The 25,233-nt window shown below is 68.9% G+C and carries 25 protein-coding genes; 8 read left to right on the forward strand and 17 right to left on the reverse strand.

Annotated elements, in window-relative coordinates; translation table 11 throughout:
- Positions 1 to 66 precede the first annotated feature (66 nt).
- From G6N49_RS16385 to G6N49_RS16420, 8 genes are all read right to left on the reverse strand, one after another.
- Positions 67 to 1,389, reverse strand: coding sequence for a lipase family protein (locus G6N49_RS16385; protein WP_407665041.1), 1,323 nt, complete (start codon positions 1,387 to 1,389; stop codon positions 67 to 69).
- Between the two features lie 76 nt (positions 1,390 to 1,465).
- Positions 1,466 to 2,734, reverse strand: a complete 1,269-nt coding sequence (locus G6N49_RS16390) for an amidohydrolase (protein ID WP_083044673.1) — start codon at positions 2,732 to 2,734, stop codon at positions 1,466 to 1,468.
- A 107-nt stretch (positions 2,735 to 2,841) separates the two neighbouring features.
- Positions 2,842 to 4,311 (reverse strand): adenosylhomocysteinase, encoded by a 1,470-nt coding sequence (gene ahcY, locus G6N49_RS16395; RefSeq protein WP_083044674.1) that lies wholly within the window; start codon positions 4,309 to 4,311, stop codon positions 2,842 to 2,844.
- Positions 4,312 to 4,359: 48 nt separating this feature from the next.
- The gene (gene alkX / locus G6N49_RS16400; protein ID WP_011768121.1) at positions 4,360 to 5,013 is read right to left on the reverse strand and encodes a TetR family transcriptional regulator AlkX; all 654 of its coding nucleotides are present in this window, start codon (positions 5,011 to 5,013) and stop codon (positions 4,360 to 4,362) included.
- Between the two features lie 110 nt (positions 5,014 to 5,123).
- Complete coding sequence (locus tag G6N49_RS16405; protein ID WP_011768120.1) at positions 5,124 to 5,303, reverse strand: rubredoxin; 180 nt, start codon at positions 5,301 to 5,303, stop codon at positions 5,124 to 5,126.
- An 89-nt stretch (positions 5,304 to 5,392) separates the two neighbouring features.
- Positions 5,393 to 5,554 (reverse strand): rubredoxin, encoded by a 162-nt coding sequence (locus G6N49_RS16410; protein ID WP_083044675.1) that lies wholly within the window; start codon positions 5,552 to 5,554, stop codon positions 5,393 to 5,395.
- A complete protein-coding gene (locus tag G6N49_RS16415; RefSeq protein ID WP_225891935.1) occupies positions 5,551 to 6,714 on the reverse strand; it encodes an alkane 1-monooxygenase in 1,164 nt (387 codons plus the stop codon). Before G6N49_RS16415 ends, G6N49_RS16410 begins: the two co-directional genes overlap by 4 nt.
- 161 nt (positions 6,715 to 6,875) lie before the next feature.
- Positions 6,876 to 8,348: an APC family permease gene (locus G6N49_RS16420; protein WP_064872907.1), complete on the reverse strand. Its 1,473-nt coding sequence runs from the start codon at positions 8,346 to 8,348 to the stop codon at positions 6,876 to 6,878.
- A gap of 76 nt (positions 8,349 to 8,424) precedes the next feature.
- On the opposite strand from G6N49_RS16420, the gene G6N49_RS16425 reads away from it, so the two are divergent.
- A complete protein-coding gene (locus G6N49_RS16425; protein WP_064872909.1) occupies positions 8,425 to 9,813 on the forward strand; it encodes an FAD-dependent oxidoreductase in 1,389 nt (462 codons plus the stop codon).
- Between the two features lie 9 nt (positions 9,814 to 9,822).
- On the opposite strand, the gene manA is transcribed toward G6N49_RS16425, so the two are convergent.
- The 4 genes from manA to G6N49_RS16445 form a co-directional block, all read right to left on the reverse strand.
- A complete protein-coding gene (gene manA, locus G6N49_RS16430) occupies positions 9,823 to 11,052 on the reverse strand; it encodes a mannose-6-phosphate isomerase, class I (RefSeq protein ID WP_011558741.1) in 1,230 nt (409 codons plus the stop codon).
- Between the two features lie 4 nt (positions 11,053 to 11,056).
- A complete protein-coding gene (locus tag G6N49_RS16435) occupies positions 11,057 to 12,148 on the reverse strand; it encodes a TobH protein (RefSeq protein WP_083044676.1) in 1,092 nt (363 codons plus the stop codon).
- Positions 12,145 to 13,542, reverse strand: a complete 1,398-nt coding sequence (locus G6N49_RS16440) for a phosphomannomutase/phosphoglucomutase (RefSeq protein ID WP_011558739.1) — start codon at positions 13,540 to 13,542, stop codon at positions 12,145 to 12,147. Before G6N49_RS16440 ends, G6N49_RS16435 begins: the two co-directional genes overlap by 4 nt.
- Positions 13,543 to 13,615: 73 nt before the next feature.
- The gene (locus G6N49_RS16445) at positions 13,616 to 14,038 is read right to left on the reverse strand and encodes a DUF3499 domain-containing protein (protein WP_011855007.1); all 423 of its coding nucleotides are present in this window, start codon (positions 14,036 to 14,038) and stop codon (positions 13,616 to 13,618) included.
- Positions 14,039 to 14,171: 133 nt separating this feature from the next.
- Between G6N49_RS16445 and G6N49_RS16450 the strand changes: the two genes are divergently transcribed.
- Positions 14,172 to 14,594, forward strand: coding sequence for a metallopeptidase family protein (locus G6N49_RS16450; RefSeq protein WP_011855006.1), 423 nt, complete (start codon positions 14,172 to 14,174; stop codon positions 14,592 to 14,594).
- A gap of 30 nt (positions 14,595 to 14,624) precedes the next feature.
- Here the strand turns inward: G6N49_RS16450 and G6N49_RS16455 are convergent, their stop codons facing one another.
- Positions 14,625 to 14,903, reverse strand: coding sequence for a WhiB family transcriptional regulator (locus G6N49_RS16455; protein WP_179967848.1), 279 nt, complete (start codon positions 14,901 to 14,903; stop codon positions 14,625 to 14,627).
- A gap of 427 nt (positions 14,904 to 15,330) precedes the next feature.
- Here G6N49_RS16455 and cofD point away from each other — a divergent pair, with 427 nt between their 5' ends.
- The 3 genes from cofD to G6N49_RS16470 are packed head-to-tail and all read left to right on the forward strand — an operon-like array spanning position 15,331 to position 18,241.
- Positions 15,331 to 16,326 carry a 2-phospho-L-lactate transferase gene (gene cofD / locus G6N49_RS16460; protein WP_064872917.1) on the forward strand — a complete coding sequence of 332 codons (996 nt, stop codon included), beginning with the start codon at positions 15,331 to 15,333 and terminating at the stop codon, positions 16,324 to 16,326.
- A complete protein-coding gene (locus G6N49_RS16465) occupies positions 16,323 to 17,690 on the forward strand; it encodes a coenzyme F420-0:L-glutamate ligase (RefSeq protein ID WP_064872920.1) in 1,368 nt (455 codons plus the stop codon). Before cofD ends, G6N49_RS16465 begins: the two co-directional genes overlap by 4 nt.
- Entirely contained in the window at positions 17,687 to 18,241 is a 555-nt protein-coding gene (locus G6N49_RS16470; RefSeq protein ID WP_011558733.1) for an NUDIX hydrolase, read from the forward strand. Before G6N49_RS16465 ends, G6N49_RS16470 begins: the two co-directional genes overlap by 4 nt.
- On the opposite strand, the gene manB is transcribed toward G6N49_RS16470, so the two are convergent.
- From manB to rfbD, 3 genes are read right to left on the reverse strand one after another with little or no spacing between them, the layout of a single operon-like run.
- On the reverse strand, positions 18,223 to 19,302 hold the full coding sequence (manB, locus tag G6N49_RS16475; RefSeq protein WP_011558732.1) for a mannose-1-phosphate guanylyltransferase ManB: 1,080 nt from the start codon (positions 19,300 to 19,302) through the stop codon (positions 18,223 to 18,225). The two genes, G6N49_RS16470 and manB, sit on opposite strands and share 19 nt — an antisense overlap.
- A complete protein-coding gene (locus G6N49_RS16480) occupies positions 19,302 to 20,192 on the reverse strand; it encodes a glycosyltransferase family 2 protein (protein ID WP_064872921.1) in 891 nt (296 codons plus the stop codon). Before G6N49_RS16480 ends, manB begins: the two co-directional genes overlap by 1 nt.
- A gap of 47 nt (positions 20,193 to 20,239) precedes the next feature.
- Positions 20,240 to 21,103 carry a dTDP-4-dehydrorhamnose reductase gene (gene rfbD / locus G6N49_RS16485; RefSeq protein ID WP_064872923.1) on the reverse strand — a complete coding sequence of 288 codons (864 nt, stop codon included), beginning with the start codon at positions 21,101 to 21,103 and terminating at the stop codon, positions 20,240 to 20,242.
- A 79-nt stretch (positions 21,104 to 21,182) separates the two neighbouring features.
- Here rfbD and G6N49_RS16490 point away from each other — a divergent pair, with 79 nt between their 5' ends.
- The 3 genes from G6N49_RS16490 to G6N49_RS16500 all read left to right on the forward strand — a co-directional run bounded on the left by G6N49_RS16490 (position 21,183) and on the right by G6N49_RS16500 (position 23,844).
- Positions 21,183 to 22,655, forward strand: coding sequence for an LCP family protein (locus G6N49_RS16490; RefSeq protein WP_064872925.1), 1,473 nt, complete (start codon positions 21,183 to 21,185; stop codon positions 22,653 to 22,655).
- Positions 22,643 to 23,374 carry a TIGR03089 family protein gene (locus G6N49_RS16495; protein WP_064872927.1) on the forward strand — a complete coding sequence of 244 codons (732 nt, stop codon included), beginning with the start codon at positions 22,643 to 22,645 and terminating at the stop codon, positions 23,372 to 23,374. Before G6N49_RS16490 ends, G6N49_RS16495 begins: the two co-directional genes overlap by 13 nt.
- A 143-nt stretch (positions 23,375 to 23,517) precedes the next feature.
- The gene (locus G6N49_RS16500; protein ID WP_011558727.1) at positions 23,518 to 23,844 is read left to right on the forward strand and encodes a hypothetical protein; all 327 of its coding nucleotides are present in this window, start codon (positions 23,518 to 23,520) and stop codon (positions 23,842 to 23,844) included.
- 19 nt (positions 23,845 to 23,863) lie between these two features.
- On the opposite strand, the gene wecB is transcribed toward G6N49_RS16500, so the two are convergent.
- Positions 23,864 to 25,018, reverse strand: coding sequence for a non-hydrolyzing UDP-N-acetylglucosamine 2-epimerase (wecB, locus tag G6N49_RS16505; RefSeq protein ID WP_234786944.1), 1,155 nt, complete (start codon positions 25,016 to 25,018; stop codon positions 23,864 to 23,866).
- Between the last annotated feature and the right edge of the window lie 215 nt (positions 25,019 to 25,233).

The following is a 25,233-nucleotide window of genomic DNA, read 5'->3' on the forward strand; positions in this document are numbered from 1 at the left end:
TTGTGAGCTGTCAGTACCCCGAGGTTCTGGACACGAAACGGCGTTCACAGACCCGTAAGATGCGTGTCAGAACCGCCCGCAGTTCGACGCCGTCGGCACGCCCTTGAACCGGTCGGCGATCCACTGCATCGCCGGTTCCGCGTCGACGAGCATCGGCAGCCCGTGATTGACCATCGCCTTGTTCAGGAACGGCGGTTGCTCGTTGGTCCGCGCCTCGATGTCGGCGCCCTGGGCGCACCAGTCGCGGCCGAGCTGCATGGCCGGAGCCCACGGCACCAGCGGGTCGAACCTGTTGGCGTTGATCAACACCGGGGCGTTCGGCTTGGACCGGCCCAGCTTCTGCTCGTCGAACAGCGACGTGAACGGCTCCTGCTCGACGACCGCGAAGATGTCTTGATTGAAGTAGGGCTGCAGGTGGCGGAACATGAACTTCGTCAGCGTCTCGGCGACGCACTGGTCCTGCACCTTGAAGAGCAGGTCGGTACCCCGCGGGGTCAGCGTCGCCCGGATCGCCGCCTCGTGTTCGGGGTAAGCCGCGATCACCCCGTTGAGGGCATAACCCACTGCGCCCACCAGCATGCTGCCGTCGATGAACGGGAACAGCGCCTTCAGGTCGGCGGGCGGCGCCCCGGCGTAGCTACCGACGACGTCGACCTCCGGGGCGTACGACTGGGCCATCTCCGCTGCGGATGCCGCCGCTCCCCCACCCTGCGAATAGCCCCAAAAGGCCACGGGCCCATCGGGACTCAATGAAGTGTCCGGCAACCGCTTTGCCGCACGGGCCGCGTCGAGCATCGCGTGCCCCTGCGACACCCGGTTCGCGTACGTGTGCAGCCCCGGCGTGCCGAGGCCCTCGTAATCGGTCATGACGATCGCGAATCCGCGCGCCACCATGGTCGCGACGAACAACTCCTCGTAGTTGAACGCGATGTCCAGATAGGGCGACCAGTGGATACCTTGGTTGAACTGGCGCGACGGTGCGCACTGGTCCCCCTGGCCCTGGGTACCCGGCCCGTAGACGAGCAACGGGCGAGGCCCACCGAACGGCCACGGGTTGTGTGGTTCGAAATAGGTTCCGGTCACCGCGACCGGGTTGCCTCGAGCATCGTTGCTGCGGTACATGATTCGCGTACCGTTCGCCATGATCATGCCGAGTGCGCCCGACGGTTCGAGCACCAGGCGCGACGGTTCCGTGCGGATCAGATCACCAGGGCCGCCCGCCGGCAGTGGGTCCGGCGGAGTGTAGAACGCCTGGTATTCATCTTCGTTGAAGTACGGGTGGTGGTCGTCGATCGTCGGGTCGTCAGCGGCCGCCGGCGCGGCGCAGAATCCCGCGAGCACGGCCAGCACCAGGACGACGACGCCCAACCCCCCTGATCCCCGAAGCACCCCGCGACGTTAACAGACCGCTGCCACGACCCGGTGCCGGTTTCGTCAAACCCTCACTGCCACAGAGCAACCGGCGTCACGCCGCGGCCAGCCAGGCCAGCGCGGCGACCACCATGGCCTGGGTCGCGGCATCGAGCGTCGGTTGGATGACGGGCGCATAGTGCGGTGAGTGGTTCACCGGGATGTCCTGCTCGACGCGACCGCTTTCCATGGCCTGCCGGAACGCCGCCGGATCGGTGCCACCCACCCCCCAGTAGGTGTACGGCGCCCCGAGGGCGACCGGGATCTCACTGAAATCCTCACTGGCCGCACCCTGCGGCATGTCCATACACCGGTCCCCGAAGAACGCCGTGAACGCCTCACGCACCCGCGCGGTCGCACCGGGGTCGTTGTCGGTCAACGGGAACCGGCCGAACATCTCGAACTCGGGCTCGCGCGGGCACCCCGATGCCATGCACTCGGCCGTCACGATCCGGCGGATCGCGTCGAGGACGGTCGTGCGGGTCTGCTCGCCGTACGTACGAATGTTGAGCTGGAGCACCGCCCGATCGGGGATGACGTTGCTCTTGTTGCCGGATTCGATGCTGCCCACCGTGAGCACGACGGAGTCGACGGGGGCCACCTCCCGGGACACGATCGTCTGCAGCCGGATCACGATCATGGCGGCCAGCACCACCGGGTCGACGGACGACTGCGGCATGGAGCCGTGCGCACCACGCCCGTAGACGGTGATGCGCATACTGTCGGCGCTGGCCAGGAAGGGGCCGGAATGGGTGCCGATGATGCCGGCCGGAATGGGGAACACGTGCTGTCCGAGCGCGACGTCGACCGCAGGCAGCACCGACGCCAGGCCGTCGCGGACCATGGCTCGCGCACCATCGGCCGACTCCTCGGCCGGTTGGAACAACGCGACCAGGGTGCCGTTCCAACGATCGCGCCCCTCGGCGAGCAGTTGGGCGGCCCCGAGCAGCGCGGTGACGTGGACGTCGTGCCCGCAGGCATGCATCACCGGCACCTCGTGGCCGTCGGCGTCGGCGCTGCTCACCGTACTGGCGTAGTCCAGTCCGGTGGCTTCCCGCACCGGTAACGCGTCCATGTCCGCCCGCAGCAGCACCGTGGGGCCGGATCCGTTCTCCAGTACGCCGACGACGCCGGTGCCGCCGATCTTGTCGTGCACCCGATAGCCGTCATCGCCCAGGCGTTCGGCGATCACACCCGCGGTCCTGACCTCGTGATGCGACAACTCGGGGTGCCGATGGAGGTCGCGATAGCAGTCTTCCTGCCAGCCGCGGATTCCGTCGAGCCGCGAGAGAACGGCCTCCGCGGCGGTCGCCGACTTCGTCATGGGGCCTCCTGCTTCGTTGCAGATGGATGGTCCGGGTTACCTCCTCCCACAGACGCCGAAACGCCGCGGCGATTGCGCCGCGGCGTTTCGGTGTGGAGCGATTGAACTCAGTACCGGTAGTGCTCCGGCTTGTACGGACCCTCGACGTCGACGTTGATGTACTCCGCCTGCTCCTTGGTGAGCTTGGTCAGCGTGCCGCCCAGCGCCTCGACGTGGATGCGGGCGACCTTCTCGTCGAGGTGCTTGGCGAGGCGGTAGACCGCGTTGTCGTACTCGTCGTTCTTGGTCCACAGCTCGATCTGCGCGATCACCTGGTTGGAGAAGCTGTTGCTCATCACGAACGACGGGTGGCCCGTCGCGTTGCCCAGGTTCAGCAGACGGCCCTCGGAGAGGAGGACGATCGAGTGGCCGTCGTCGAAGGTCCACTCGTCGACCTGCGGCTTGATGTTGATCCGGGTGGCACCCGAGCGCTCCAGCGCCGCCATGTCGATCTCGTTGTCGAAGTGGCCGATGTTGCCGAGGATGGCCTTGTCCTTCATCGCCTTCATGTGGTCGAGGGTGATGATGTCCTTGTTGCCCGTCGAGGTGATGACGATGTCGGCGCTGCCGATCGCCTGCTCCACGGTCACCACGTCGAAGCCGTCCATCAGCGCCTGCAGCGCGTTGATCGGGTCGATCTCGGTGACCTGCACGCGGGCGCCCTGGCCGGCCAGCGACTCGGCGCAGCCCTTACCCACGTCGCCGTAGCCGCAGATCAGCACCTTCTTGCCGCCGATCAGCACGTCGGTGCCGCGGTTGATGCCGTCGATCAGGGAGTGGCGGGTGCCGTACTTGTTGTCGAACTTGCTCTTGGTCACCGAGTCGTTGACGTTGATGGCCGGGAAAGGCAGCTCACCCGCGGCCTCGAACTGGTACAGCCGCAGCACGCCGGTGGTGGTCTCCTCGGTGACACCCTTGACCGACTCGGCGATCTTCGTCCACTTGGTCTTGTCGGTCTCGAACCGCTCCCGCAGCAGGTTCAGGAAGACCTTGTACTCGGCGGAGTCGTCGTCCTCGGCGGGCGGGACCACGCCGGCCTTCTCGAACTGCGCACCGCGCAGCACCAGCATCGTGGCGTCGCCGCCGTCGTCGAGGATCATGTTGGCGGGCTCGCCCGGCCAGGTGAGCATCTGCTCCGCGGCCCACCAGTACTCCTCCAGCGTCTCGCCCTTCCAGGCGAAGACCGGGGTGCCCTTGGGCTCCTCGGGGGTGCCGTGCGGGCCGACGACGACCGCGGCGGCCGCGTGGTCCTGGGTGGAGAAGATGTTGCAGCTGGCCCAGCGGACTTCGGCACCGAGGGATACGAGCGTCTCGATGAGCACCGCGGTCTGCACCGTCATGTGCAGCGAACCGGAGACACGGGCGCCCTTGAGCGGCGCCACCTCGGCGTACTCGCGCCGCAGCGCCATCAGCCCGGGCATCTCGTGCTCGGCCAGGCGGATCTCTTTACGGCCGAATTCGGCCAGGGACAGGTCGGCGACCTTGTAGTCGATGCCGTTGCGGCTCTCGACCGTCAGTCGCTGCTCAGTCGTGGTCATGTGTTTCCTTCTCGTGCGCGCGTCGCATTTACTTAGCTGAGTGTCAGATTAGCGATCGGGGCGGTGCGTCTTCGCCAGCCGCGGATCCTGCTCGATAACACCGTAGCGCTCCGCGAAGGGAGTCATCAGCCGGGCCAGGTCACCGGCCACATCGTGGTCGGCCTCCGGCGGCATGGAGACGTAACTCATCGCCAGGCGCACGATCGCCCGGGCCAGGATTCCGGCGTCCTCGTCGCTGGCCTTGACCCAGCTGTTCCGGAAGGTCGACGTCAACCGGTCCGAGCAGCGGGTGATGATCGGGCCGCTGTCGGTGGTGATGATCTGCAGCAGGTCCGGTTTGGTGTCCCCCGACAGCAGCGAGATCACCAGCGGATCGGCGGCGGATTCGGTGAAGAACGCGCGGAACCCCTCCAGGAAGGCGGCGTACACCTCGCCGACGTTGCCTTCGATCGCCTCGTCCACCGCGTCGACGAGGCGGTCCGCCAGGCGCAGGGCATATCCCTGGGCCAGCCCGTGCCGGGAGCCGAATTCGTTGTAGATGGTCTGACGGCTGATCCCGGCGGCCTTGGCCACATCGGTCAGCGTGATCGACGACCAGTCCCGGCTGCGCAGCAGGTCGCGCATCCCGTCGAGGATCGAGTCGCGCAGCAGTACCCTCGACGCCTCGGCGTAGGGGACGCGGCGGTCGCGCGGGCTGCTCACACGCGGAAGACTAGCCTTTCCCGTCGCTTCGCTCGCCCCGGTCGTACTTCCCGTCGCTTCGCTCGCCCCGGTCGCATTTCCCGTCGCTTCGCTCGCCCCGGTCGCAGCGGTCAACCCCGCGCGACCTCCACCATCTCGAAGTCCGACTTCGCCGCGCCGCAGTCCGGGCAGCTCCAGTCGTCGGGGATGTCGTCCCAGCGGGTGCCCGGCGCGATGCCGTCCTCCGGCCACCCCTTGGCCTCGTCGTACTCGAATCCGCATTGCACGCAGACGAACAGTTTGTAGTCCATGGTGATGTTCCTTCCGAAATGTTGTTGACACTGCGCTGAGGGCCCCTGTCACTTGCACTTTCGCGCCCTGAGCGCAGACTCGACGGCCCTCAGATCGCCTCGAAGTCGACCTTCTCGCGCACCGCGCAGTCCGGGCAGCCCCAGTCCTCGGGGATGTCGTCCCACCGCGTCCCGGCCGGAAAACCCTCCCGCGGAGCGCCTTTGGCTTCGTCGTAGACGTAGTCACAGCCCGGGCAGCGGTAGGCGGTCATACCGTCGCGCCGCCGTATCGGGCGAGCACCTTGTCACGCACCCGCGGGTGGATGTTGACCTTGGTGATGTCACCGTCGTAGTGCTCGAGCACGCGGTGATCCATCACGTGGCGCCACAGCGGCGGGAAGTAGGTCAGCGCGATCATCGACGCATACCCGCTCGGCAGGTTCGGCGCGCCTTCCATGCTGCGCAGCGTCTGGTAGCGCCGGGTGGGGTTGGCGTGGTGGTCGCTGTGCCGCTGCAGGTGGTACAGGAACAGATTGGTCACGATGTGGTCGGAGTTCCAGCTGTGCACCGGTGCACACCGCTCGTAGCGACCGCTGTCGAGCTTCGCGCGCAGCAGACCGTAGTGCTCCAGGTAGTTGACCGTCTCGAGCAGCGTGAAGCCGAACACCGCCGAGATGACGATGTAGGGAATCAGCGCCCAACCGAACACCGCGATCAGCGCCCCGTAGAACACCACCGACATCGCCCACGCATTGAGGACGTCGTTGGACCAGTACGTCTTCGGATTCCACGGGCTCCGCCCGCTGCGCTCGAGCCTCTTGGCCTCCAGCTCCCAGGCCGACTTGAGTGAACCCCAGACGCTGCGCGGCAGGAATTCCCAGAACGTCTCACCGAACCGCGCCGATGCGGGGTCCTCGGGCGTCGCGACGCGGACGTGGTGGCCGCGGTTGTGCTCGATGTAGAAGTGGCCGTACCAGGTCTGCGCCAACGTGATCTTCGACAGCCAGCGCTCCAGCGAATCCTTCTTGTGGCCCAGTTCGTGTGCGGTGTTGATGCCGACGCCGCCGAGCAGGCCGACCGAGAGCGCCAGGCCGATCTTCGCCGGCCAGCCCAGTCCGCCGTCGAAGCCCAACCACCCGAGATCGGAGGCGGTGAACAGGTAGGCGCCCATGACCACGCTGGCGTACTGGAACGGCAGGTAGAGGTAGGTGCAGTAGCGGTAGTACTTGTCGTTCTCCAGTCGTTCCATCACCTCGTCGGGCGGGTTCTGGCCGTCGGGCCCGAACCGCAGATCGAGGGCGGGCAACAGGAGGTACAGCAGGATCGGTCCGATCCAGAACGGCACCGCGGCGGCCGCATGCCACCCCTGCTGGTTGAGCGCCCACACCACCGGCAGCATCACGAACAACGCGGTCGGGGCGATCAGGCCCATCAGCCACAGGTAGCGCTTGCGATCACGCCACTGGCCGACGTCGACGGTTTGCGGGTCTGCGGTCACAGCCACCTCCTAGTGAAGTCATCACGACGATGACTTGACTATAGGAGTGGTTTTGTCCGCTGTCTAGACATTGGACACTATTTTGTAAAACATCCTCACTCGGTCACGGCCTCCTGCTCGCGCCGGCCGACGAGCGAGTGCCTGCGGCCGTAGAGGAAGTACACGACCACGCCGATCGCCATCCAGATGAGGAAGCGGATCCAGGTCAGCCCCGTCAGGTTCAACATCAGCCACACACAGGCGATGATCGCGGCGACCGGCAGCAGCGGCACGAACGGCGCCTTGAAGCCGCGCTTGAGATCCGGGCGCGTGCGCCGCAGCACGATCACCCCGGCCGACACCAGCACGAACGCGAACAGCGTGCCGATGTTGACCATCTCCTCCAGCTTGCCGATCGGGAACACCGTCGCGGCGACGGCCACGACCACGCCGACGATCACGGTGATCCGCACCGGTGTGCCGTGCTCACCGGTCTGGGCCAGTTGACGCGGCAGCAGGGCGTCGCGCGACATCGCGAACAGCACGCGCGTCTGCCCCAGCATCAGCACGATCACCACGGTCGTCAGACCGGCCAGTGCGCCGATGGAGATGACGGTCGCGGCCCAGTCCACCCCGTTGGCCGCGAACGCCGTCGCGAGGTTCGCCCCGCTGCCCGCATCGCGGAGTTCGGTGTAGGACACCATGCCGGACAGGACCACGGCGACGGCCACGTACAAGACGGTGACGATCGCCAGCGACGACAGAATCCCGCGGGGGACGTCGCGCTGCGGGTTCTTGGTCTCCTCCGCGGTGGTGGCCACGATGTCGAATCCGATGAACGCGAAGAACACGATCGACGCACCGGCGAGCAGCCCGTACCAGCCGTAGGCGCTGCCCTCCGCGCCGGTGATCAACGAGAACAGCGACTGCTCGGTACCCGTGCCGCCCTCCCCGGATTCGGCGGGCGGGATGAACGGCGAGTAGTTGGCGGCCTTGATGAAGAACGAACCGACGATGACCACCAACAGCACCACCGCGACCTTGATGACGGTGATGATGAGGCTGACTTCGGCGGAGAGTTTCGTCCCACGGGCCAACAGCAGGGTGACGACGGCGATGATCACCAGCGCTCCCCAGTCCACCTCGAAACCGCCGAAGTTCGCGACCCCGCCGCCGAAGCCGAACACCGTGCCCAGATAACTCGACCAACCCTTGGCCACCACCGCCGCGGCCACGGCGAACTCGAGGATCAGATCCCACCCGATGATCCAGGCGACGAATTCGCCGAAGGTGGCGTAGGAGAACGTGTAGGCGCTGCCCGCGACGGGCACCGTCGAGGCGAATTCGGCGTAGCAGAGGGCCGCCAGACCGCACGCGATGGCGGCGAGTACGAACGAGATCGAGATCGCCGGGCCGGTGAGATTGCCCGCCGTCGACGCGGTGATGGTGAAGATGCCGGCGCCGATCACCACCGACACGCCGAACACGGTCAGATCCCACCAGCTCAGATCCTTGCGGAGCCTGGTCCCTGGTTCGTCGGTGTCGGCGATCGACTGCTCGACTGATTTCGTGCGCCATCTGCCGGCCATGACGTTTCCCTTTCGGATGGGGTCGCGATGCGAGTTAGGGCCTGGATTCGGGGAATGTACCGAGTACTGTGCACCGATGGGGCGGAGTACTAAACACGCGATTGTCATCGGGGGCAGCATCGCCGGGATGTGCGCGGCGCGCGTGCTGTCCGATTTCTACGACCACGTGACCGTATACGAACGCGACGAACTACCGGACCGGCCGGTCAATCGTGCCGCGGTACCGCAGGGGCGCCATGTCCATCTACTCATGGCACGCGGCGCCCAGGAGTTCGAGAACCTCTATCCCGGACTGCTCGACGGCATGGTCGCCGAGGGCGTGCCGATCCTGGAGAACCGGCCGGACTGCATCCACTTCGGCGCGGCCGGACATGTGCTGGGCACCCGGCACACCCTGCGCGACGAGTTCACCGCCTATGTCCCCAGCCGTCCGCAACTGGAATGGCAGATCCGGCGGCGCACCATGGCGATTCCGAACGTCACCGTCGAACGGCGGTCGGTCGACGAACCGGTCTTCGATCCGGTCGCACAGCGGGTCACCGGTGTGCGGCTCGACACCGACGGTGAACGGGAGACCGCGGCGGCCGATCTCGTCGTCGACGCCACCGGTCGCGGCACCCGGCTGCCGGTGTGGTTGACGCAGTGGGGTTTCGAACGGCCACCTGAGGACACCGTGGACGTCGCCATCGCCTACGCCACCCAGCAGGTGCACATCCCCGAGGGGTTGCTGGCCGAGAAGGTCGTCGTCGCCGGCGCGTCGGCCGAACAGCCGCTGGGCCTCGGAATGCTGTTCTACGAGGACGGCAACTGGAACATCACGACGTTCGGCGTCGGCAAGGCGGCGCCCCCGCAGGACTTCGCCGAGATCTGCGACCTGGCCGACACGATCCTGCCCGCCCACGTCGCCTCGGCCGTCCGCGCAGGTACCCCCTTGGGCGACATGGCTTTTCACAAGTACCCGACCAGCCGCTGGCGGCGCTACGACAAACTCGACCGGTTCCCGGCGGGCATCGTGCCCTTCGGCGACGCGGTCGTGAGCTTCAACCCGACCTTCGGTCAAGGGATGACGATGACCTCGCTGCAGGCGGATCACCTGCGCCGGGCGTTGCAGCGGCCCCGGGCGGATCTTGCGCGCACACTGAGCAAGGCGACGGCCAGGACCACGTTCCCGGTGTGGCAGATGAACGCGATCGGCGATCTGACACTGCATCGCGCGAGCGGCCCGATGCCGAAGTGGTACGCCCCTGTGGGCAGCCTGTTCGACCAGTTCCTCGGCGCCGCGGAAACCGACCCGGTGCTCGCGGAGTGGTTCCTGCGACGGTTCAGCCTGCTCGACAGCCTCTACATGGTTCCCTCGCCGCGGTTGGTGGGCCGCACCATCGGCCACAACATGCGGTTGTGGCTGGCGGAGAAACGGGCCGCCCACCGCCGTGGGCACGACCGCGAACTCGTCGGGAGCCGGTGAGACGGCTCGCTAGATCCCGACGGTGACGCGGAAGACCGTCGTCGGCACTGCGGCGAGCAACTGAATCGGTCCGTCGTCGGCGGTCACCCAGCCCGCCGCACCTCGCGGCAGTGTCAGCACGTCGCCGCCTTTCGCGCGGACCTCCGCGCAGCCCTCGGTGCAGACCAGCACCTGCGGTCCGTCGTGGGGCGACGGCGCGTCCAGTTCGTGGCCGACGTTGTCACCGTCGAGTCGCAGCACCGACACCGCGAACTCCGGCGCCGGGGTCCTGTACTCGAACTCGATTCCTTCCCTGGCGGTTTCGGGACGCAGCACGAGGTCGGGGGTCGGCGTGAAGTCGAGCACCCGCAGGAGTTCGGGGACGTCGACGTGCTTGGGCGTCAACCCCCCGCGTAAGACGTTGTCGGAGTTGGCCATCACCTCCACACCCACACCGTGCAGATAGGCGTGCAGATTCCCGGCGGGCAGGTAGATCCCCTCCCCCGGACTCAGCGTGATGCGATTGAGCAGCATTGCCGCCAGCACGCCGGCGTCCCCCGGATAGCGTTCGCCGAGTTCCAGCACCGTCTTGACCTCGGCCTCGAATTCGGTCTGCCCGGCGCGGATGTAATCGATCGCACCGTCGAGCACGGCGGGCACCAGCACGTCGAGATCCGGCTGGGGTGCGGTGATCCACGTGGTGAACAACGCGCGCAGACCGTCGGGTTCGGACTGTCCGTGCAGGAGGTTGACGAACGGGTCCAGTTCGGGCACCCCGAGCGCGCGCATCAGGTCGACGGTGCGCGCGACCGGACGGAACCCGGCCAGCGCCTCGAACCGGTCGAGCGCGACCAGCAACTCGGGTTTGTGGCTGCGGTCGCGGTAGTTGCGCATCGGCGCCGACACCGGGATGCCGAGGCGCTCCTCGCGGTCGTAGCCCTCGGCGGCCTGCTGCGCACTCGGATGGGCCTGCAGCGACAACGGCTCGTCGGCCGCGAGCACCTTCACCAGAAACGGCAGCGTCTCGCCGAACCGGTCCACGACCGCGGCACCCAACTGGCCTGCGGGGTCGGCGCGCAGCGCCTCGAGCAACGAGACCTCACCGGCTTCGCCCTGCAGATACGCCGGATCACCGGGATGCGCACCGAACCAGAGTTCGGCCTCCGGATGTGGTGTGGGACTTGGCCTTCCGGTGAAATCGGCAATCGCCGTCCGCGAACCCCAGGCGTAGGTCCGCACTGCTCCCCTCAGCAGATGCACTCGATCAACCTCGAACCAGTCGCAGATAGACCGCGGTCATCTCCAACCGCACCGCCAATTTCGCCAATTGCTGTTCCATCCCCCTGCCGCCGGCCGCAGCCCCTCCTGGCTCCGGTCCGTCGGGTACATCTTCGGCGTTGACCAGGTCGAGGTCGTCGTATCCGCTGACCCGCGCCGTCACGGTCGGACGCTCCGCCTCGGTGGTGAGGACGAACGTCCGCGCGCGCCGTGGCAGTGGCCCGTCGAGTTCCTCGTCATGAAACAGCGAGGCTCCGCCATGGCCGGACCCGGCGGCGCCGAACCCGCTGCGCAGCGCCACCAGCACGTCGCCGAGGCCGACCGCGGCCACCGTCTCCTGCGCCACCCGCAGCAGCACCGCGGCGCCGTGCCGAGCCAGCGCAAGCGTGGTCGCGTTGTCACCGGCGAGGACGACGTCGCGGCCCGACATGCGTTCGGCCAGCGCCTTGGCGGGGTTCGTGACCAGTTCCCGTGCCGCGCTGTTGCGCAGCGCCTCGGCGTCGAGTTCGTCGGCGAGTTCGCCGAGATCCACCCGCAGACCCGGAGCCACGACCTGCAGGACGGCCAGGCCCGCCGCGAGATAGCGCGACAGACCGAAGTCGTCGGGCACCCACAGGCGCGGTGCGAGCGCGACCGCGCGCCCGGCCGTCGCGTCCCGCAGCGGTCCCTCGTAGGGGGCCACCACCACGACGCGGGCACCCCGGCGCACACCGGTCGCGGCCGCCGCCACCAGCGCGGGGTCGGCCGGATCGTCGCCGGCCAGCACGATGACGTCGAGCGCGCCGATCCAGGGCGGCGCCTCGGCCACCGTGACGATCGGGGCGGCAACGACGGCGCCGAACGCGGCGGCCAGGACTGCACCGGCGGTTTCGGCGGTGCCGCGGCCCGCCACCCAGATCACCGTGCGCGGCAGCTGACCCGAGCGCAACGACTCGAGCAGACCCTCGTCGAGCGCGGCCGCCGTGGCGCGCACCTGCGCACCGGCCATCGCGGCCGCCCTCAGCAGACCGTCGCGGTCGGCGGCCAGCAGGGCCTCTCCGTCGTCGAGGTCCACCACGGCAGCCGATGATCCGGTCACGTCGATGTCCTGCCCGGTTCGGCGTTCTGGGCCCGCACGGTCTCGGAGACCTGCCCGACCACCTCGTCGACCTCCTCGGCGGTCCGCGCTTCGACGTTGAGGCGCAGCAACGGTTCGGTGTTGGAGGTGCGCAGGTTGAACCACTGACCGCCGCCGAGGTCGACGGTCACCCCGTCGAGGTGGTCGATGGAGTGGATGCGGGTACCGAACGACTTGAGCACCGCCTCCACACAGGCGGGCGCGTCGGCGACGGTGAAGTTGATCTCGCCCGACGCCTCGTAGCGCTGGTAGTCGGCCATGAAATCCGACAGCGGGCGGTCCTGTTCGCTGAGCGCGGCCAGCACGTGCAGGGCGGCCAGCATGCCCGAGTCCGCACCCCAGAAGTCCCGGAAGTAGTAGTGCGCCGAGTGTTCGCCGCCGAAGATCGCGCCCGTCTCGGCCATCAGCGCCTTGATGTAGGAGTGCCCGACGCGTGAGCGGACCGCCGTTCCGCCGCGTTCGGCGACGAGTTCGGGAACCGCCCGCGAGGTGATCAGGTTGTGGATCACCGTCGCACCGATCTCGCGGCCGAGTTCGCGCGCGGCCACCAGCGCGGTGACCGCCGACGGCGACACCGCCTGGCCCTTCTCGTCGACGACGAAGCAACGGTCGGCGTCACCGTCGAAGGCCAGACCGATATCGGCGCCGACGGCGACGACGTGCGCCTGCAGATCGATCAGGTTGGCCGGATCCAGCGGGTTGGCCTCGTGGTTGGGGAAGGTGCCGTCGAGTTCGAAGAACAGCGGCAGCAGGGTGATCGCCTCGATGGGGCCGAGGACCGCCGGCGTCGTGTGGCCCGCCATCCCGTTGCCCGCGTCGACGGCGACGCGCAGGGGACGCCGCCCGGGGATCTCCACCAGCGACCGCAGGAACGCGCCGTAGTCGGTCAGCACGTCGCGGTCCGACGCGCTGCCGCGCGGTCCGTCGTGGGCGGGGACGCCGTCGATGACCTGCTCGGCGATCTGCGCCAGCCCGGTGTCCCGGCCGACCGGTTTGGCCCCGGCGCGGCACAGCTTGATGCCGTTGTAGGCGGCCGGGTTGTGGCTGGCGGTGAACATCGCGCCGGGGCAGTCCAGCAACCCCGAGGCGAAGTACAGCTGATCGGTGGAGGCCAACCCGATCCGCACCACGTCGAGGCCCTGGGCCATCGCGCCCTCGGCGAATGCCTCCGACAGCGCGGGTGAACTCGACCGCATGTCGTGGCCGATCACGATCTGGGTCGCGCCGTCGGCGACCAGCCGTGCGAACGCCGCGCCGACGTCGGCGACGAACCCCTCGTCGAGTTCCTCACCTACCAGGCCACGAACGTCATACGCCTTGATGACGCGATGCACCGCCGCAGCCGGCCGAGACATACAACTCCTTGGAGTCGGGGACTTTCCGTCAGCCTATCCGCACCGGAGGGATCGTTCGCGTGGCTATGACGCCCTACTCGGCGGGGTCGGGCAGCACGCGCAGGTGCCCGCGCCTGCGGCCGGTCGGCTCGGGCCGCCGCACCGGCGGCGCCAGCAACGCTCCGCTCTGGGCCCCGCTCGTGGGATCGGAGAATCCGGGGACGACCGCGCCTGCGGTCGGCCCGGTCGAATCGCGGCCTTCCCGGACCGCATCGGCCAGGGCGACGAGGTCGTCGTCGTCGGTGTGTGAGGGCAGCGGTCCGGCGTGGCGGACCAGTTCCCATCCGCGCGGTGCGGTGATCCGGCCGGCGTGGCCGACGCACAGGTCCCACGAGTGCGGTTCGGACACGGTGGCCAGCGGGCCGACGACAGCGGTGGAGTCGGAGTAGACGAACGTCAGCGTCGCCACCGCATAGTGGGGGCACCCGGGCCTGCAGCAGCGACGGGGAACATTCACGAACGGAAGGCTATCGCGGGACAAACGCCGCGTGGTGCCGGACACGCGCAGCGGCGGACCCGCCGATAGCCAACCGTTACGATCGGTGACCGTGGCCGAGCGCAACCGCTGGAGATCACGCCGCGGTCGCGAGATGCGCGGCCCGCTCCTCCCGCCGACGGTGCCCGGGTGGCGCAGCCGCGCCGAGCGGTTCGACATGGCGGTGCTGGAGGCCTACGAGCCGATCGAGCGGCGGTGGCAGGACAGGGTGTCCGGACTGGACGTCGCGGTGGACGAGATCCCGCGCATGGCGCCGAAGGATCCCGAGAGTGTGCAGTGGCCGCCGGAAGTGGTGGCCGACGGGCCGGTGGCGCTGGCTAGGCTGATACCGGCCGGCGTCGATGTCCGCGGTAACTCCACGCGGGCGCGAATCGTGTTGTTCAGGAAGCCGATCGAGCGCCGGGCCAAGGACTCCGACGAACTCGCCGAACTGTTGCATGAGGTGCTCGTGGCTCAGGTGGCCACATATCTGGGGGTCGAACCCTCGGTCATCGACCCGACGATCGACGACGACTGAGGCGGCCCCCACAGAGGGGTCCGGTTGGGATCAGATGATGCCGCGCTTGAGGCGACGGCGCTCGCGCTCGGAGAGCCCGCCCCAGATTCCGAAGCGCTCGTCGTGGGCCAGCGCGTAGTCGAGGCACTCGTCCTTGACCTCGCAGCCCATGCAGATCCGCTTCGCCTCGCGAGTCGAACCACCCTTCTCGGGGAAGAACGCCTCGGGATCGGTCTGAGCGCACAGGGCGCGCTCCTGCCACAGATCGTCGGCGTCCTCGGGTTCGGCGTCGACGCGTTCCGGAACCAGACTCAGCTGAGGCCGACTCATGGCCCCCATCGGTGCGGCTCCGGTGTCGGTGTGTGGCGCCCCGCCGACGGAGCCGAGTAGCCGGTTGTCGAACCGGACTACGCGATCGAATTCGCTTTGCTCAAAAGACATTTCCCGCCCCTCCTCACTCGGTGTCGTAGATCCACGTGGCCCCACTCAGGACTGAAGGGCCGGCCCAATTCGAACAAGTGATCGAATCTCGGTCTGCGACACCGAAATCGGCTGGCCAAACCGGGAAATGACACTGGTGTGATTACACACGGGCGGAAGGCTGCGGTCAAGCGCTGGAACAGGAATTCATACCACCTCGTGACACTTCCGCGGCGCGTCGGAAATCACGGCGTGTCCCGCCCGTGACGTACGGCATCCCCGGCGGCCGCGGGAGCGGTGCGACCCCACGGTTGGCGAGCGCCTAGTCTCGTTCGATGTGAAGGTCACGGTTCTGGTCGGCGGCGTCGGTGGGGCACGCTTTCTGCTCGGGGTGCAGCACCTGCTCGGTCTCGGCCAGTTCGCCCGCGACGACGCCCGGGACCCCGACGCCCACGAGTTGACCGCGGTGGTCAACGTCGGTGACGACACGTGGATGTTCGGTGTGCGGATCTGCCCGGACCTCGACACGTGCATGTACACCCTGGGCGGTGGCATCGACCCCGACCGCGGATGGGGTCACCGCGACGAAACGTGGCACGCCAAGGAGGAACTCGCCGCCTACGGCGTCCAGCCGGACTGGTTCGGACTCGGTGACCGCGACCTGGCCACCCATCTCGTCCGCAGCCAGATGCTGCGCGCCGGCTATCCGCTGTCCCAGGTGACCGAGGCGTTGTGCGACCGATGGAACCCCGGTGCCCGTCTGCTGCCCGCCAGCGACGACCGCAGCGAGACCCACGTGGTGATCACCGACCCCGACACCGACGAACGCCGCGCCATCCACTTCCAGGAGTGGTGGGTGCGGTACCGGGCGAAGGTGCCCACCCACAGCTTCGCGTTCGTCGGCGCCGACAAGGCCACCACCGCACCCGGCGTCACCGACGCCATCGCCGACGCCGACGTCGTACTGCTGGCGCCGTCCAACCCGGTGGTCAGCATCGGCTCGATCCTGGCCATCCCCGGCATTCGCGGCGCCCTGCGGTCCACATCGGCCAAGATCATCGGCTACTCGCCGATCATCGCCGGAAAACCGTTGCGCGGCATGGCTGATGAGTGTCTGTCCGTGATCGGCGTCGCATCGACCTCCGAAGCGGTCGGCCGTCACTACGGCGCCCGGTCGGGCACCGGCATCCTGGACGGATGGCTGGTGCACGAGGGTGACAGCGCGCAGATCGACGGCGTGCAGGTCGAGGCGGTGCCGCTGTTGATGACCGATCCGGCGACCACCGCCGAGATGGTCCGCGCCGGTGTGCGCCTGGCCGGGGTGACGCTGTGACCGCACACGGCGGCTCCGCCGCGCCGACCGACCACGGCTCGGCCGCGGCGGTGGAGATCCTGCCGGTGCCGGGGTTGCCGGAGTTCCGGCCCGGTGACGACCTGGCCGCCGCACTGGCAGCCGCCGCACCCTGGCTGCGCGACGGCGACGTCGTGGTGGTCACCAGCAAGGTGGTGTCCAAGTGCGAGGGCCGCATCGTCGCCGCACCGGAGGACCCTGAGGAGCGGGATGCGTTGCGCCGCAAACTCGTCGACGACGAAGCCGTGCGCGTCCTCGCCCGCAAGGGACGCACGCTGATCACCGAGAACGCCATCGGGCTCATCCAGGCGGCCGCCGGAGTCGACGGTTCCAACGTCGACACGACCGAACTCGCCCTGCTGCCGGTCGACCCCGACGGAAGCGCCGCACACCTGCGGACCGGCCTCGCCGAACGACTCGGTGTCACGGTGGGAATCGTCATCACCGACACCATGGGACGCGCGTGGCGCAACGGTCAGATCGATGCGGCGATCGGCGCCGCCGGCCTGGCCGTCCTGCACGGATACGCCGGCGCGCGTGACGCGCACGGCAACGAACTGCTGGTCACCGAGGTGGCCGTCGCCGACGAGATCGCCGCCGCCGCGGACCTGGTCAAGGGCAAGCTCACCGGCATACCGGTGGCCGTGGTGCGCGGATTGACGTTGGCGGACAACGGATCAACGGCGCATGATCTGCTGCGCCCCGGCGAGGACGACCTGTTCTGGCTGGGCACCGAGGAGGCCATGGCGCAGGGCCGCGCCGAGGCTCAGCTGCTCCGGCGTTCGATACGCCGGTTCAGTGCCGACCCCGTGGCTCCCGAGATGATCGAGGCCGCCGTCGCCGAGGCGCTCACGGCTCCCGCGCCGCACCACACGCGGCCCGTCCGCTTCGTCTGGGTGGGCGACCACGCCACCCGCATCCGTCTGCTCGACCGGATGAAGGACCGCTGGCGCGACGATCTACTCGCCGACGGGCTTTCGGCGGACGCCGTCGAACGCCGGCTGGCGCGTGGCCAGATCCTCTACGACGCACCGGAACTCGTCATCCCGTTCCTGGTGCCCGACGGCGCGCACGACTATCCGGACGACACCCGCACCGCGGCCGAGCACACCATGTTCACCGTGGCGGTGGGCGCCGCCGTCCAGGCGTTCCTCGTCGCGCTGGCGGTGCGCGAGGTCGGCAGCTGCTGGGTCGGCTCGACGATCTTCGCCGCGGATGCGGTGCGCGCGGAACTGGACCTGCCCGCCGAGTGGGAACCGTTGGGCGCCGTCGCGGTCGGCCACCCCGCCGAGCCGCAGGGCCCCCGCGATCCTGTTCTGCCAGAAGGGCTCCTGGTGCGCCGGTGAGCCTGCACGCATCGGCGGTCGACATCCTGACCGACTGGGTCGCCCCCGACCCGGCGCAGGATTCGTTGCGTCACGCCGTGATCGCATTCCTCGCCGCACGACCCGACGGATGCCTGCGCGCCTGTGTGCCCGGCCACGTCACCGCCTCGGCGCTGGTGCTCGACCATGCCGGCACCCACGCGGTGCTGACGCTGCACCCACGGTTCGGCCGCTGGCTGCAGTTGGGCGGACACTGTGAACCCGACGACCCGGACATCGTCGCCGCCGCGCTGCGTGAGGCCGCCGAGGAATCCGGCATCGACGGGCTGGTCATCGACCCCCGGCTCGCGACCGTGCACGTTCATCCGGTGACCTGCTCGCTGGGCGTACCGACACGTCACCTCGATCTGCAGTTCCTCGTGCGCGCACCGGAGGGGGCGCAGATCGCGCGCTCGGACGAGTCGCTGGATCTGCGGTGGTGGCCGCTCGACGCGCTGCCCCCGGACACGGACTTCGGGTTGGCGCAGCTGGCCGCCGAGGCGCGACGTCGCGGTCAGACGTCGGTCGAGTAGCGGATGCCGCCGTCGGGGATCTTCACTCCCGGCCACACCCGCGCCCCACGCAACAACTCACAGCGCGCGCCGATGTCGGCGCCGTCGCCGATGACCGCGTCGCGGATCAGGGCCCGCGGACCGATCCGCGCGCCGAACCCGATGATGGACCGCTCGATCACCGCGCCGGCGCCGACGCGCACACCGTCGAAGATCACCGCGCCGTCGAGCCGCGCGCCCGCACCCACCTCGGCGCCCCGACCCACCACGGTGCCGCCGATCAGCAGCGCGCCGGGTCCGACGGCCGCACCGTCGTGGACGAGGTTTTCGCCGCGGTGTCCCTCCAACGCCGGCGACGGTGCGATCCCGCGAACCAGGTCGGCCGAACCGCGCACGAAGTCCTCGGGGGTGCCCATGTCCCGCCAGTACGTCGCGTCGACGTACCCGCAGACCCGCAGGCCGTCCGACAGCAGACCGGGGAACACCTCCCGTTCGACCGAGACGGCGCGGTCGCGCGGAATGCGGTCGATGACGGAACGCTTGAACACATAGCAGCCGGCGTTGATCTGGTCCGTCGGCGGATCCTGCGTCTTCTCCAGGAACGCGGTGACCACACCGTCGGCGTCGGTCGGCACGCAACCGAAGGCCCGGGGGTCGCCCACCCGCACCAGGTGCAGGGTGACGTCGGCGTCCTTGCTCACGTGGCTGTCCAGCAGCGCGCGCAGGTCACAGCCCGACAGCACATCGCCGTTGAACACCATCGCGGTGTCGTGGCGCAGCTTCTCGGCGACGTTGGCGATCGCACCGCCGGTGCCCATCGGCTCGGATTCGTACACGTACTCGATCTGCAGGCCGAGCTTCGAGCCGTCACCGAACTCGGCCTCGAAGACCTCCGCCTTGTAGGACGTCCCGAGTATGACGTGCTCGATGCCCGCCGCGGCGATGCGCGACAGCAGGTGGGTCAGGAACGCCAACCCGGCCGTCGGCAGCATCGGTTTGGGCGCCGACAGCGTCAGGGGACGCAGCCGGGTGCCCTGCCCGCCCACCAGTACGACGGCGTCGACCTCAGCCGGATTCACCATTACCTACCCCCCTTTGGCCTGATTTCGCCCTGACTGCGCCGCGCTTTGCGCACCACCAGACCTGCTCGCACGGCCAGCGCGCCCTTCATCGCTCCGCGCAGCGGCGCCTGCCACCGGCGCGGATATCGATCAGACAAGAAAGTGTAGGTGCTGCGATGGTGGGCAGCCAGGTTGCGGGCCGGGTCCCGGCCGGTCGAATGCCCCTTGTCGTGGAGGATCTCCGCCGACGGCACGTACACGTTGAGCCATCCGGCCTTGCCGAGACGATCACCAAGGTCAACGTCCTCCATGTACATGAAGTACCGCTCGTCGAACCCGCCGATCTCGGCGAACGCCGCCCGGCGCAGCAGCAGGCAACTCCCCGACAACCAGCCGACGGGCCGTTCGCTGGGCTCGGCGCGGTCCTGGCGGTAGGCCGCGGTCCACGGATTGGACTTCCAGAACGGGCCGACCACGGCGTGCATCCCGCCGCGGATCAGGCTGGGCAGGTGCCGCGCGGACGGATACACCGAACCGTCGGGGTCGCGGATCAGCGGTCCGAGCGCACCGGCCCGCGGCCACCTGTCCGCGGCCTCCAGCAGCAGATCGATGGAGCGGGGGCCCCACTGCACATCCGGGTTGGCGACGATGAGAAATTCCGACCGTTCCGAGTCGAGCGAGGCGACCGCCCGGTTGACCGCGGTGCCGTAGCCGAGGTTGCCCCCGGTGCGCAGAAGCCGGGTGTTCGGATAGCGCTGCACTGCCTGCTCCGGCGCCCCGTCGGTGGATCCGTTGTCGGCCATGACGACCGAGACCGGCCGATCGGTGGCATGCGCCAGCGTGGCCAGGAACCGGTCGAGGTGCGGGCCCGGCGAGTACGTCACCGTGACGACGACCAACTCGTCACTCATCCGGCGACCGCCCGTTCACGCAACACGGCGTAGAGGGTAGCGGCACGTCACCGGCTCTCGCGCAATGCCGAGACCAGGGCCTCACGCCACGGCCGGAGCGCCGTCAGGCCGCACGCCGCCGAGCCGGCGCCGGACAGCGCCGAGTACGCGGGCCGGGGGGCCGGTCGCGGGAAGCGGTCACTGCCGACCGGTCGCACCCGCTCGGGGTCGGCGCCCACCGTCTCGAAGACCGCGCGGGCCTGGTCGAAGCGGCTGGCCTGACCGTCGTTGGCGGCGTGCAGCAGCGGTCCGCGCACTCCCCCGTCGGCGATCTCGAGCAGCGCCGCGACCAGGTCGTGCGCGCTGGTGGGTGAGCCGATCTGGTCGGCCACCACGTCGACGGTGTCCGCACCGAGTGCCTTGCGGCGCATCGCGGCAACGAAGTCGGTGCCGTCGGCGCCCGCGTAGACCCAGGCGGTCCGCACGACGTACCCGTGCGGCAGCGCGTCGAGCACCGCCCGCTCTCCGGCGAGCTTGGTGCGCCCGTAGACGCTCAGCGGCGCCGGCGCATCGTCGATCTCATAGGGGTGCGGCGACGCCACGCCGAAGTCTCCGCTGAAGACGTAATCGGTCGAGACGTGGATCAGGCCGGCGCCGACCCGCGCGCAGACGGTCGCGAGGATGCCCGGACCGACGGCGTTGACCGCGTGTGCGCGCTCGGGTTCGGCCTCGGCGCGGTCGACGTCGGTGTAGGCCGCGCAGTTGACCACCACGTCACCCGCAGCGACCGCCCGCGCGACAACGTCGGCGTCGGTGATATCGCAGTCGGCCGACGTGAGCGCCGACACGTCGCGCCCCTGCCGGCGCGCCTGAGCAGCCAGGATGCGCCCGACCATGCCGCCGGCACCGGTGATCACGAGACGTTGCGGCATGCGTGTGAGTTTGACACGCGGCCTGGCGCGCCGACGATCGCTACCCCGTCTGCGCTGCCCTCGCCAGTAGCCTGGGCTGATGCCCTTCCGAGTCCTTCGTGCCGTCGCCGTGACGGTCACCCTTGCCGTGGTGCTCGGGACCGGTGTGGCCTGGAGCCGGATCCGGTCCTTCGAGGAGGGCATCAACCACATCAGCTCCCCGGCCCTCGGCGAAGGCGGCGAGGACGGTGCGATCGACGTCCTGCTGGTGGGGTCCGACAGCCGTACCGACGCGCACGGCAACCCGCTGTCGGAGGAAGAGCTGGCCGTGCTGCGCGCCGGCAACGACGTGTCCACCAACACCGACACCATCATCTTGATCCGTATCCCCAACAACGGGCAGTCGGCGACGGCCATCTCGATCCCGCGCGATTCCTACGTCCAGGCCCCCGAGCTGGGCAAGATGAAGATCAACGGTGTGTACGGGTCGGTGCACCTCGAGAAGCTCAAAGAACTCGTCGAGGAGCAGGGGATGGACCCCGCCGAGGCGGAGCCGCTGGCGGTCGAAGACGGTCGCGAGGCGTTGATCAAGACGGTCGCGAACCTCACCGGGGTGACCGTCGACCACTACGCCGAGATCGGGCTGCTGGGCTTCGCGCTGATCACCGACGCCCTCGGCGGTGTCGATGTCTGCCTCAAAGAACCTGTCTACGAACCGCTTTCGGGTGCGGACTTCCCGGCCGGCTGGCAGAAACTGAACGGGCCGCAGGCGTTGAGCTTCGTGCGTCAGCGCCACGATCTGCCGCGCGGCGACCTCGACCGGGTGACCCGCCAGCAGGCGGTGATGGCGTCGCTCGCCCACGAGGTGATCTCCAGCAAGACGCTGTCGAGCCCGGCGACGCTGAGCCGGCTGGAGGCGGCCGTGCAGCGGTCGGTGGTGCTCTCCGACGGCTGGGACATCATGGATTTCGTCGATCAGCTGCAGAAGCTGGCCGCCGGCAACGTCGCCTTCGCCACCATCCCGGTGGTGCGTGAGGACGGCTGGAGCGACGACGGTATGCAGAGTGTGGTGCGTGTCGACCCGGCGGCGGTCCAGGAGTGGGTCACGGGTCTGCTCAACGAACAGGACGAAGGCAAGACCGAGGAACTGGCCTACACACCGGACAAGACGACCGTCGAGGTCGTCAACGCCACCGACATCAACGGTCTGGCCGCTTCGGTGTCGACAGTGCTGTCGCAGAAGGGATTCACCCCCGGCGCGACCGGCAACTTCGAGGGCGGTGCCGTCACCGGCAGCCAGGTGCGGGCGGCCAAGGCCGACGATCTCGGCGCCCAAGCGGTGGCGAAGGATCTGGGCGGACTCACCGTCGTGGAGGACGGTTCCGTGGCGCCGGGCACGGTGCGGGTGGTGCTCGCCGACGACTACACCGGCCCCGGCTCCGGACTCGACGGCACGGACCCGACGCTGCTGGCCGCCGACCCGGTCGCCACCGGGGCCACCGATCCGGCCGCACCACCGCCGCCCCCGCAGATCATCACCGCCGGTTCCGATGACCCGGAGTGTGTGAACTGACTGTCACCGCGGCACTGCTGGGCCCGCTGCTGGATTCCGACCCCGCCGGGCCGAGCATCACCTACTACGACGACGCGACCGGCGAACGCATCGAAGTGTCCCACGTGACGCTGGCGAACTGGGCGGCCAAGACCGGCAACCTGCTTCGCGACGAACTCGGGGCGGGCCCGGCGAGCCGGGTGGCGATCCTGCTTCCCGCGCACTGGCAGACCGCGGCGGTGTTGTTCGGCCTCTGGTGGATCGGCGCCGAGGCGCTCGTGGGCGGTCCGTCGGATGTGGACGGCGCCGACCTGGCGCTGTGCACCGCCGGACGCATCGACGAGGCGGATGCCGCGGCGGGGATGGGCGAGATCGCCGTGCTGTCTCTGGATCCGTTCGGCCGACCGGTGCCCGATCTGCCGGTCGGCGTCACCGACTACGCCACGGCGGTGCGCGTGCACGGCGACCAGATCGTCCCCGAACGCGCACCGGGCCCGGCGCTGAACGGACGCCCCGTCGACGAGGTCCTCGCGGCGGCCGGCCGGGCCGCCACCGCGGCCGGGCTCCAGCCACGGGACCGGGTGCTGTCCACGGCCGACTGGGCCACGGCCGACGACGTGGTCGAGGGCCTGCTCGCGGTCTATGCGGTCGGCGGGTCCCTGGTACAGGTCGCACACCCGGATCCGGCCGTCCTCGAGCGGCGCCGCGCGATGGAGAAGGTCACCCGCGACCTGTGCTGACCCTCGCGGGTCAGCACAGCAACGGCCATTGAGTTCTAAGCCTTTTCTCAACGTGGCCAAACAGAGTAGTGCCCGCTGAGTGGTAAATTCGTCTGCGACACGGCCGGCCGTCGTGTGATGCCTTGACGAGCAGAGGTGGTTCGATGACCGAACCCGCCACCGCAGTGGTCACCCTGGTGTTGCTCGGGCTCTGGCATCTGTCCAACCGTCGCCACCCCGGGTGGCAGGTCAGCGCCGACGGCAGGTTCTTCATCCTGTCCGGCTATCCGACGCTGATGATCGCCGTGTACTGGTTGACCACCGCCCCGAGCAACACCGCCTGGGAGTGGGCGCTCGGCAACGCGTGGACCATCGTGGCGATGGTGTCGTTCGTCTACGGGTTCAACGCGCTCAACGCGGTCCCGCTCAGGCAGCAGTCGGTGTCCGAGGCGATCGAATCCCTCTCCCTGACCACCGATCACACGTCCTGACGGCGGGCGCCGCCCCCGATCAGAACCGGAATTCGGCCGGGCGCCCGTCGGTCCGTCCGAGCATCCAGGCGATCGCCGCGGCGGACCGTTCCGCTGCCCGGCCGTCCCCGAACGGATTGCCCTTCGAGACCATCGCCGTCCGCTCGTCGGGATCGTCGAGCAGGCGACAGGCGTTGCCCAGCACCGCATCGCGATCGGTGCCGACGAGGATGGCGCACCCCGCGTCGACGGCCTCCATCCGCTCGGTGACCTCCCGCAGGACGATGACCGGAACGCCGAAGCTGGGCGCCTCCTCCTGGATACCTCCGGAGTCCGACAGCACCAGCGTGGACGCCGCGAGCGCCCCGACGAGCACCGGATACGCCAGGGGCTCGGTCACCAGCACCCGGGGATGAGCCCCGAGCACGGCCCGGACCTGTTCTGCGACGACGGGATTGGGATGAGCGGGCAGCACCACCTCGACGTCGGAGTACTTCTCGAGCAGGAGCGCGACGGCGTTCAGCACGCGGTCGAGCGGTTCACCCCAGGATTCGCGACGATGCGCCGTCACCAGCACCAGCCGGCTGGCGCCGGTCCGGGCCCGCTCGACGAACGCCGCCACGCGGGAATCGGTGACCCGCCCGCCTCGCGCGGCGATGCCGAGCACCGCGTCGATCACGGTGTTGCCGGTGACGACGATGTCGGCCGCCGGGGTGCCTTCCCGCTCGAGGTTGGCCCGCGCCCGCGCGGTCGGCGCGAGATGCAGCCGGCTGATCTGGCCGACCAGCTTGCGGTTGCCCTCCTCGGGGAACGGCGCCGCCAGGTCGTGTGAGCGCAGGCCCGCTTCGAGGTGGGCGACCGGCAGCTTCGCCCAGAAGGCGACCATCGCCGCGGCCAACACCGTCGTGGTGTCCCCCTGAACCACCACCGCCGCGGGAGTCCGCTGCTGCCAGAGCTTTTCGAGCTTCATCGTCAGCGCAGCCATGAGTTCGGCCTGACTTCCGCTGCCGCGGTCGATGCTCAGCGTGACGTCCGGTTCGAGGCCGAACGCATTCAGGGCCTGATGAACCATCGTCGGATGTTGCCCGCTGGCGACGAACACCGGCGTCATGCCCTGCGCCCGCAGGGCAGGCACCAACGGTGCCAGCTTGATGGCCTCGGGGCGGGTCCCTGCTACCAGGTGGACTTCGGTCACGCCGCCCACTATGCCGGATTCAGTGAAGTGTTGTAAATTCGCTTAGCAAAGTGCAGGCTGTTCTCGGCGGACATCGGCCGCCGTCCCGGTTGACGAGCAGAAATGGCAGGTTTACACGGTGTTCGCCCATGTGTTGCTCGCAGTCTCGACACTTTTGTACGCTGTCGGGCTGATTCTGCAAAGCATGGCTGCTCGCCGTACTCGTCTCAGCAACA

Source organism: Mycolicibacterium monacense (genome assembly GCF_010731575.1).
Taxonomy (GTDB): Bacteria; Actinomycetota; Actinomycetes; order Mycobacteriales; family Mycobacteriaceae; genus Mycobacterium; species Mycobacterium monacense.

Excerpts from the sequence above, each read along its gene's own strand:
- G6N49_RS16415 (WP_225891935.1), bottom strand. The coding sequence starts at position 6,714 with ATGGGCCTGATCGCCCCGACCGCGTTGTTCGTGATGCTGCCGGTGGTG.
- G6N49_RS16500 (WP_011558727.1), top strand. The coding sequence starts at position 23,518 with ATGACCGAACCCGCCACCGCAGTGGTCACCCTGGTGTTGCTCGGGCTC.
- G6N49_RS16405 (WP_011768120.1), bottom strand. The coding sequence starts at position 5,303 with ATGGACTACAAACTGTTCGTCTGCGTGCAATGCGGATTCGAGTACGAC.
- G6N49_RS16450 (WP_011855006.1), top strand. The coding sequence starts at position 14,172 with ATGCGCGGCCCGCTCCTCCCGCCGACGGTGCCCGGGTGGCGCAGCCGC.
- G6N49_RS16455 (WP_179967848.1), bottom strand. The coding sequence starts at position 14,903 with ATGAGTCGGCCTCAGCTGAGTCTGGTTCCGGAACGCGTCGACGCCGAA.
- rfbD (WP_064872923.1), bottom strand. The coding sequence starts at position 21,103 with ATGCCGCAACGTCTCGTGATCACCGGTGCCGGCGGCATGGTCGGGCGC.
- G6N49_RS16410 (WP_083044675.1), bottom strand. The coding sequence starts at position 5,554 with ATGACCGCCTACCGCTGCCCGGGCTGTGACTACGTCTACGACGAAGCC.
- G6N49_RS16390 (WP_083044673.1), bottom strand. The coding sequence starts at position 2,734 with ATGACGAAGTCGGCGACCGCCGCGGAGGCCGTTCTCTCGCGGCTCGAC.
- G6N49_RS16425 (WP_064872909.1), top strand. The coding sequence starts at position 8,425 with ATGGGGCGGAGTACTAAACACGCGATTGTCATCGGGGGCAGCATCGCC.
- G6N49_RS16490 (WP_064872925.1), top strand. The coding sequence starts at position 21,183 with ATGCCCTTCCGAGTCCTTCGTGCCGTCGCCGTGACGGTCACCCTTGCC.
- ahcY (WP_083044674.1), bottom strand. The coding sequence starts at position 4,311 with ATGACCACGACTGAGCAGCGACTGACGGTCGAGAGCCGCAACGGCATC.
- G6N49_RS16420 (WP_064872907.1), bottom strand. The coding sequence starts at position 8,348 with ATGGCCGGCAGATGGCGCACGAAATCAGTCGAGCAGTCGATCGCCGAC.
- G6N49_RS16440 (WP_011558739.1), bottom strand. The coding sequence starts at position 13,542 with ATGTCTCGGCCGGCTGCGGCGGTGCATCGCGTCATCAAGGCGTATGAC.
- G6N49_RS16480 (WP_064872921.1), bottom strand. The coding sequence starts at position 20,192 with ATGAGTGACGAGTTGGTCGTCGTCACGGTGACGTACTCGCCGGGCCCG.
- manB (WP_011558732.1), bottom strand. The coding sequence starts at position 19,302 with ATGGTGAATCCGGCTGAGGTCGACGCCGTCGTACTGGTGGGCGGGCAG.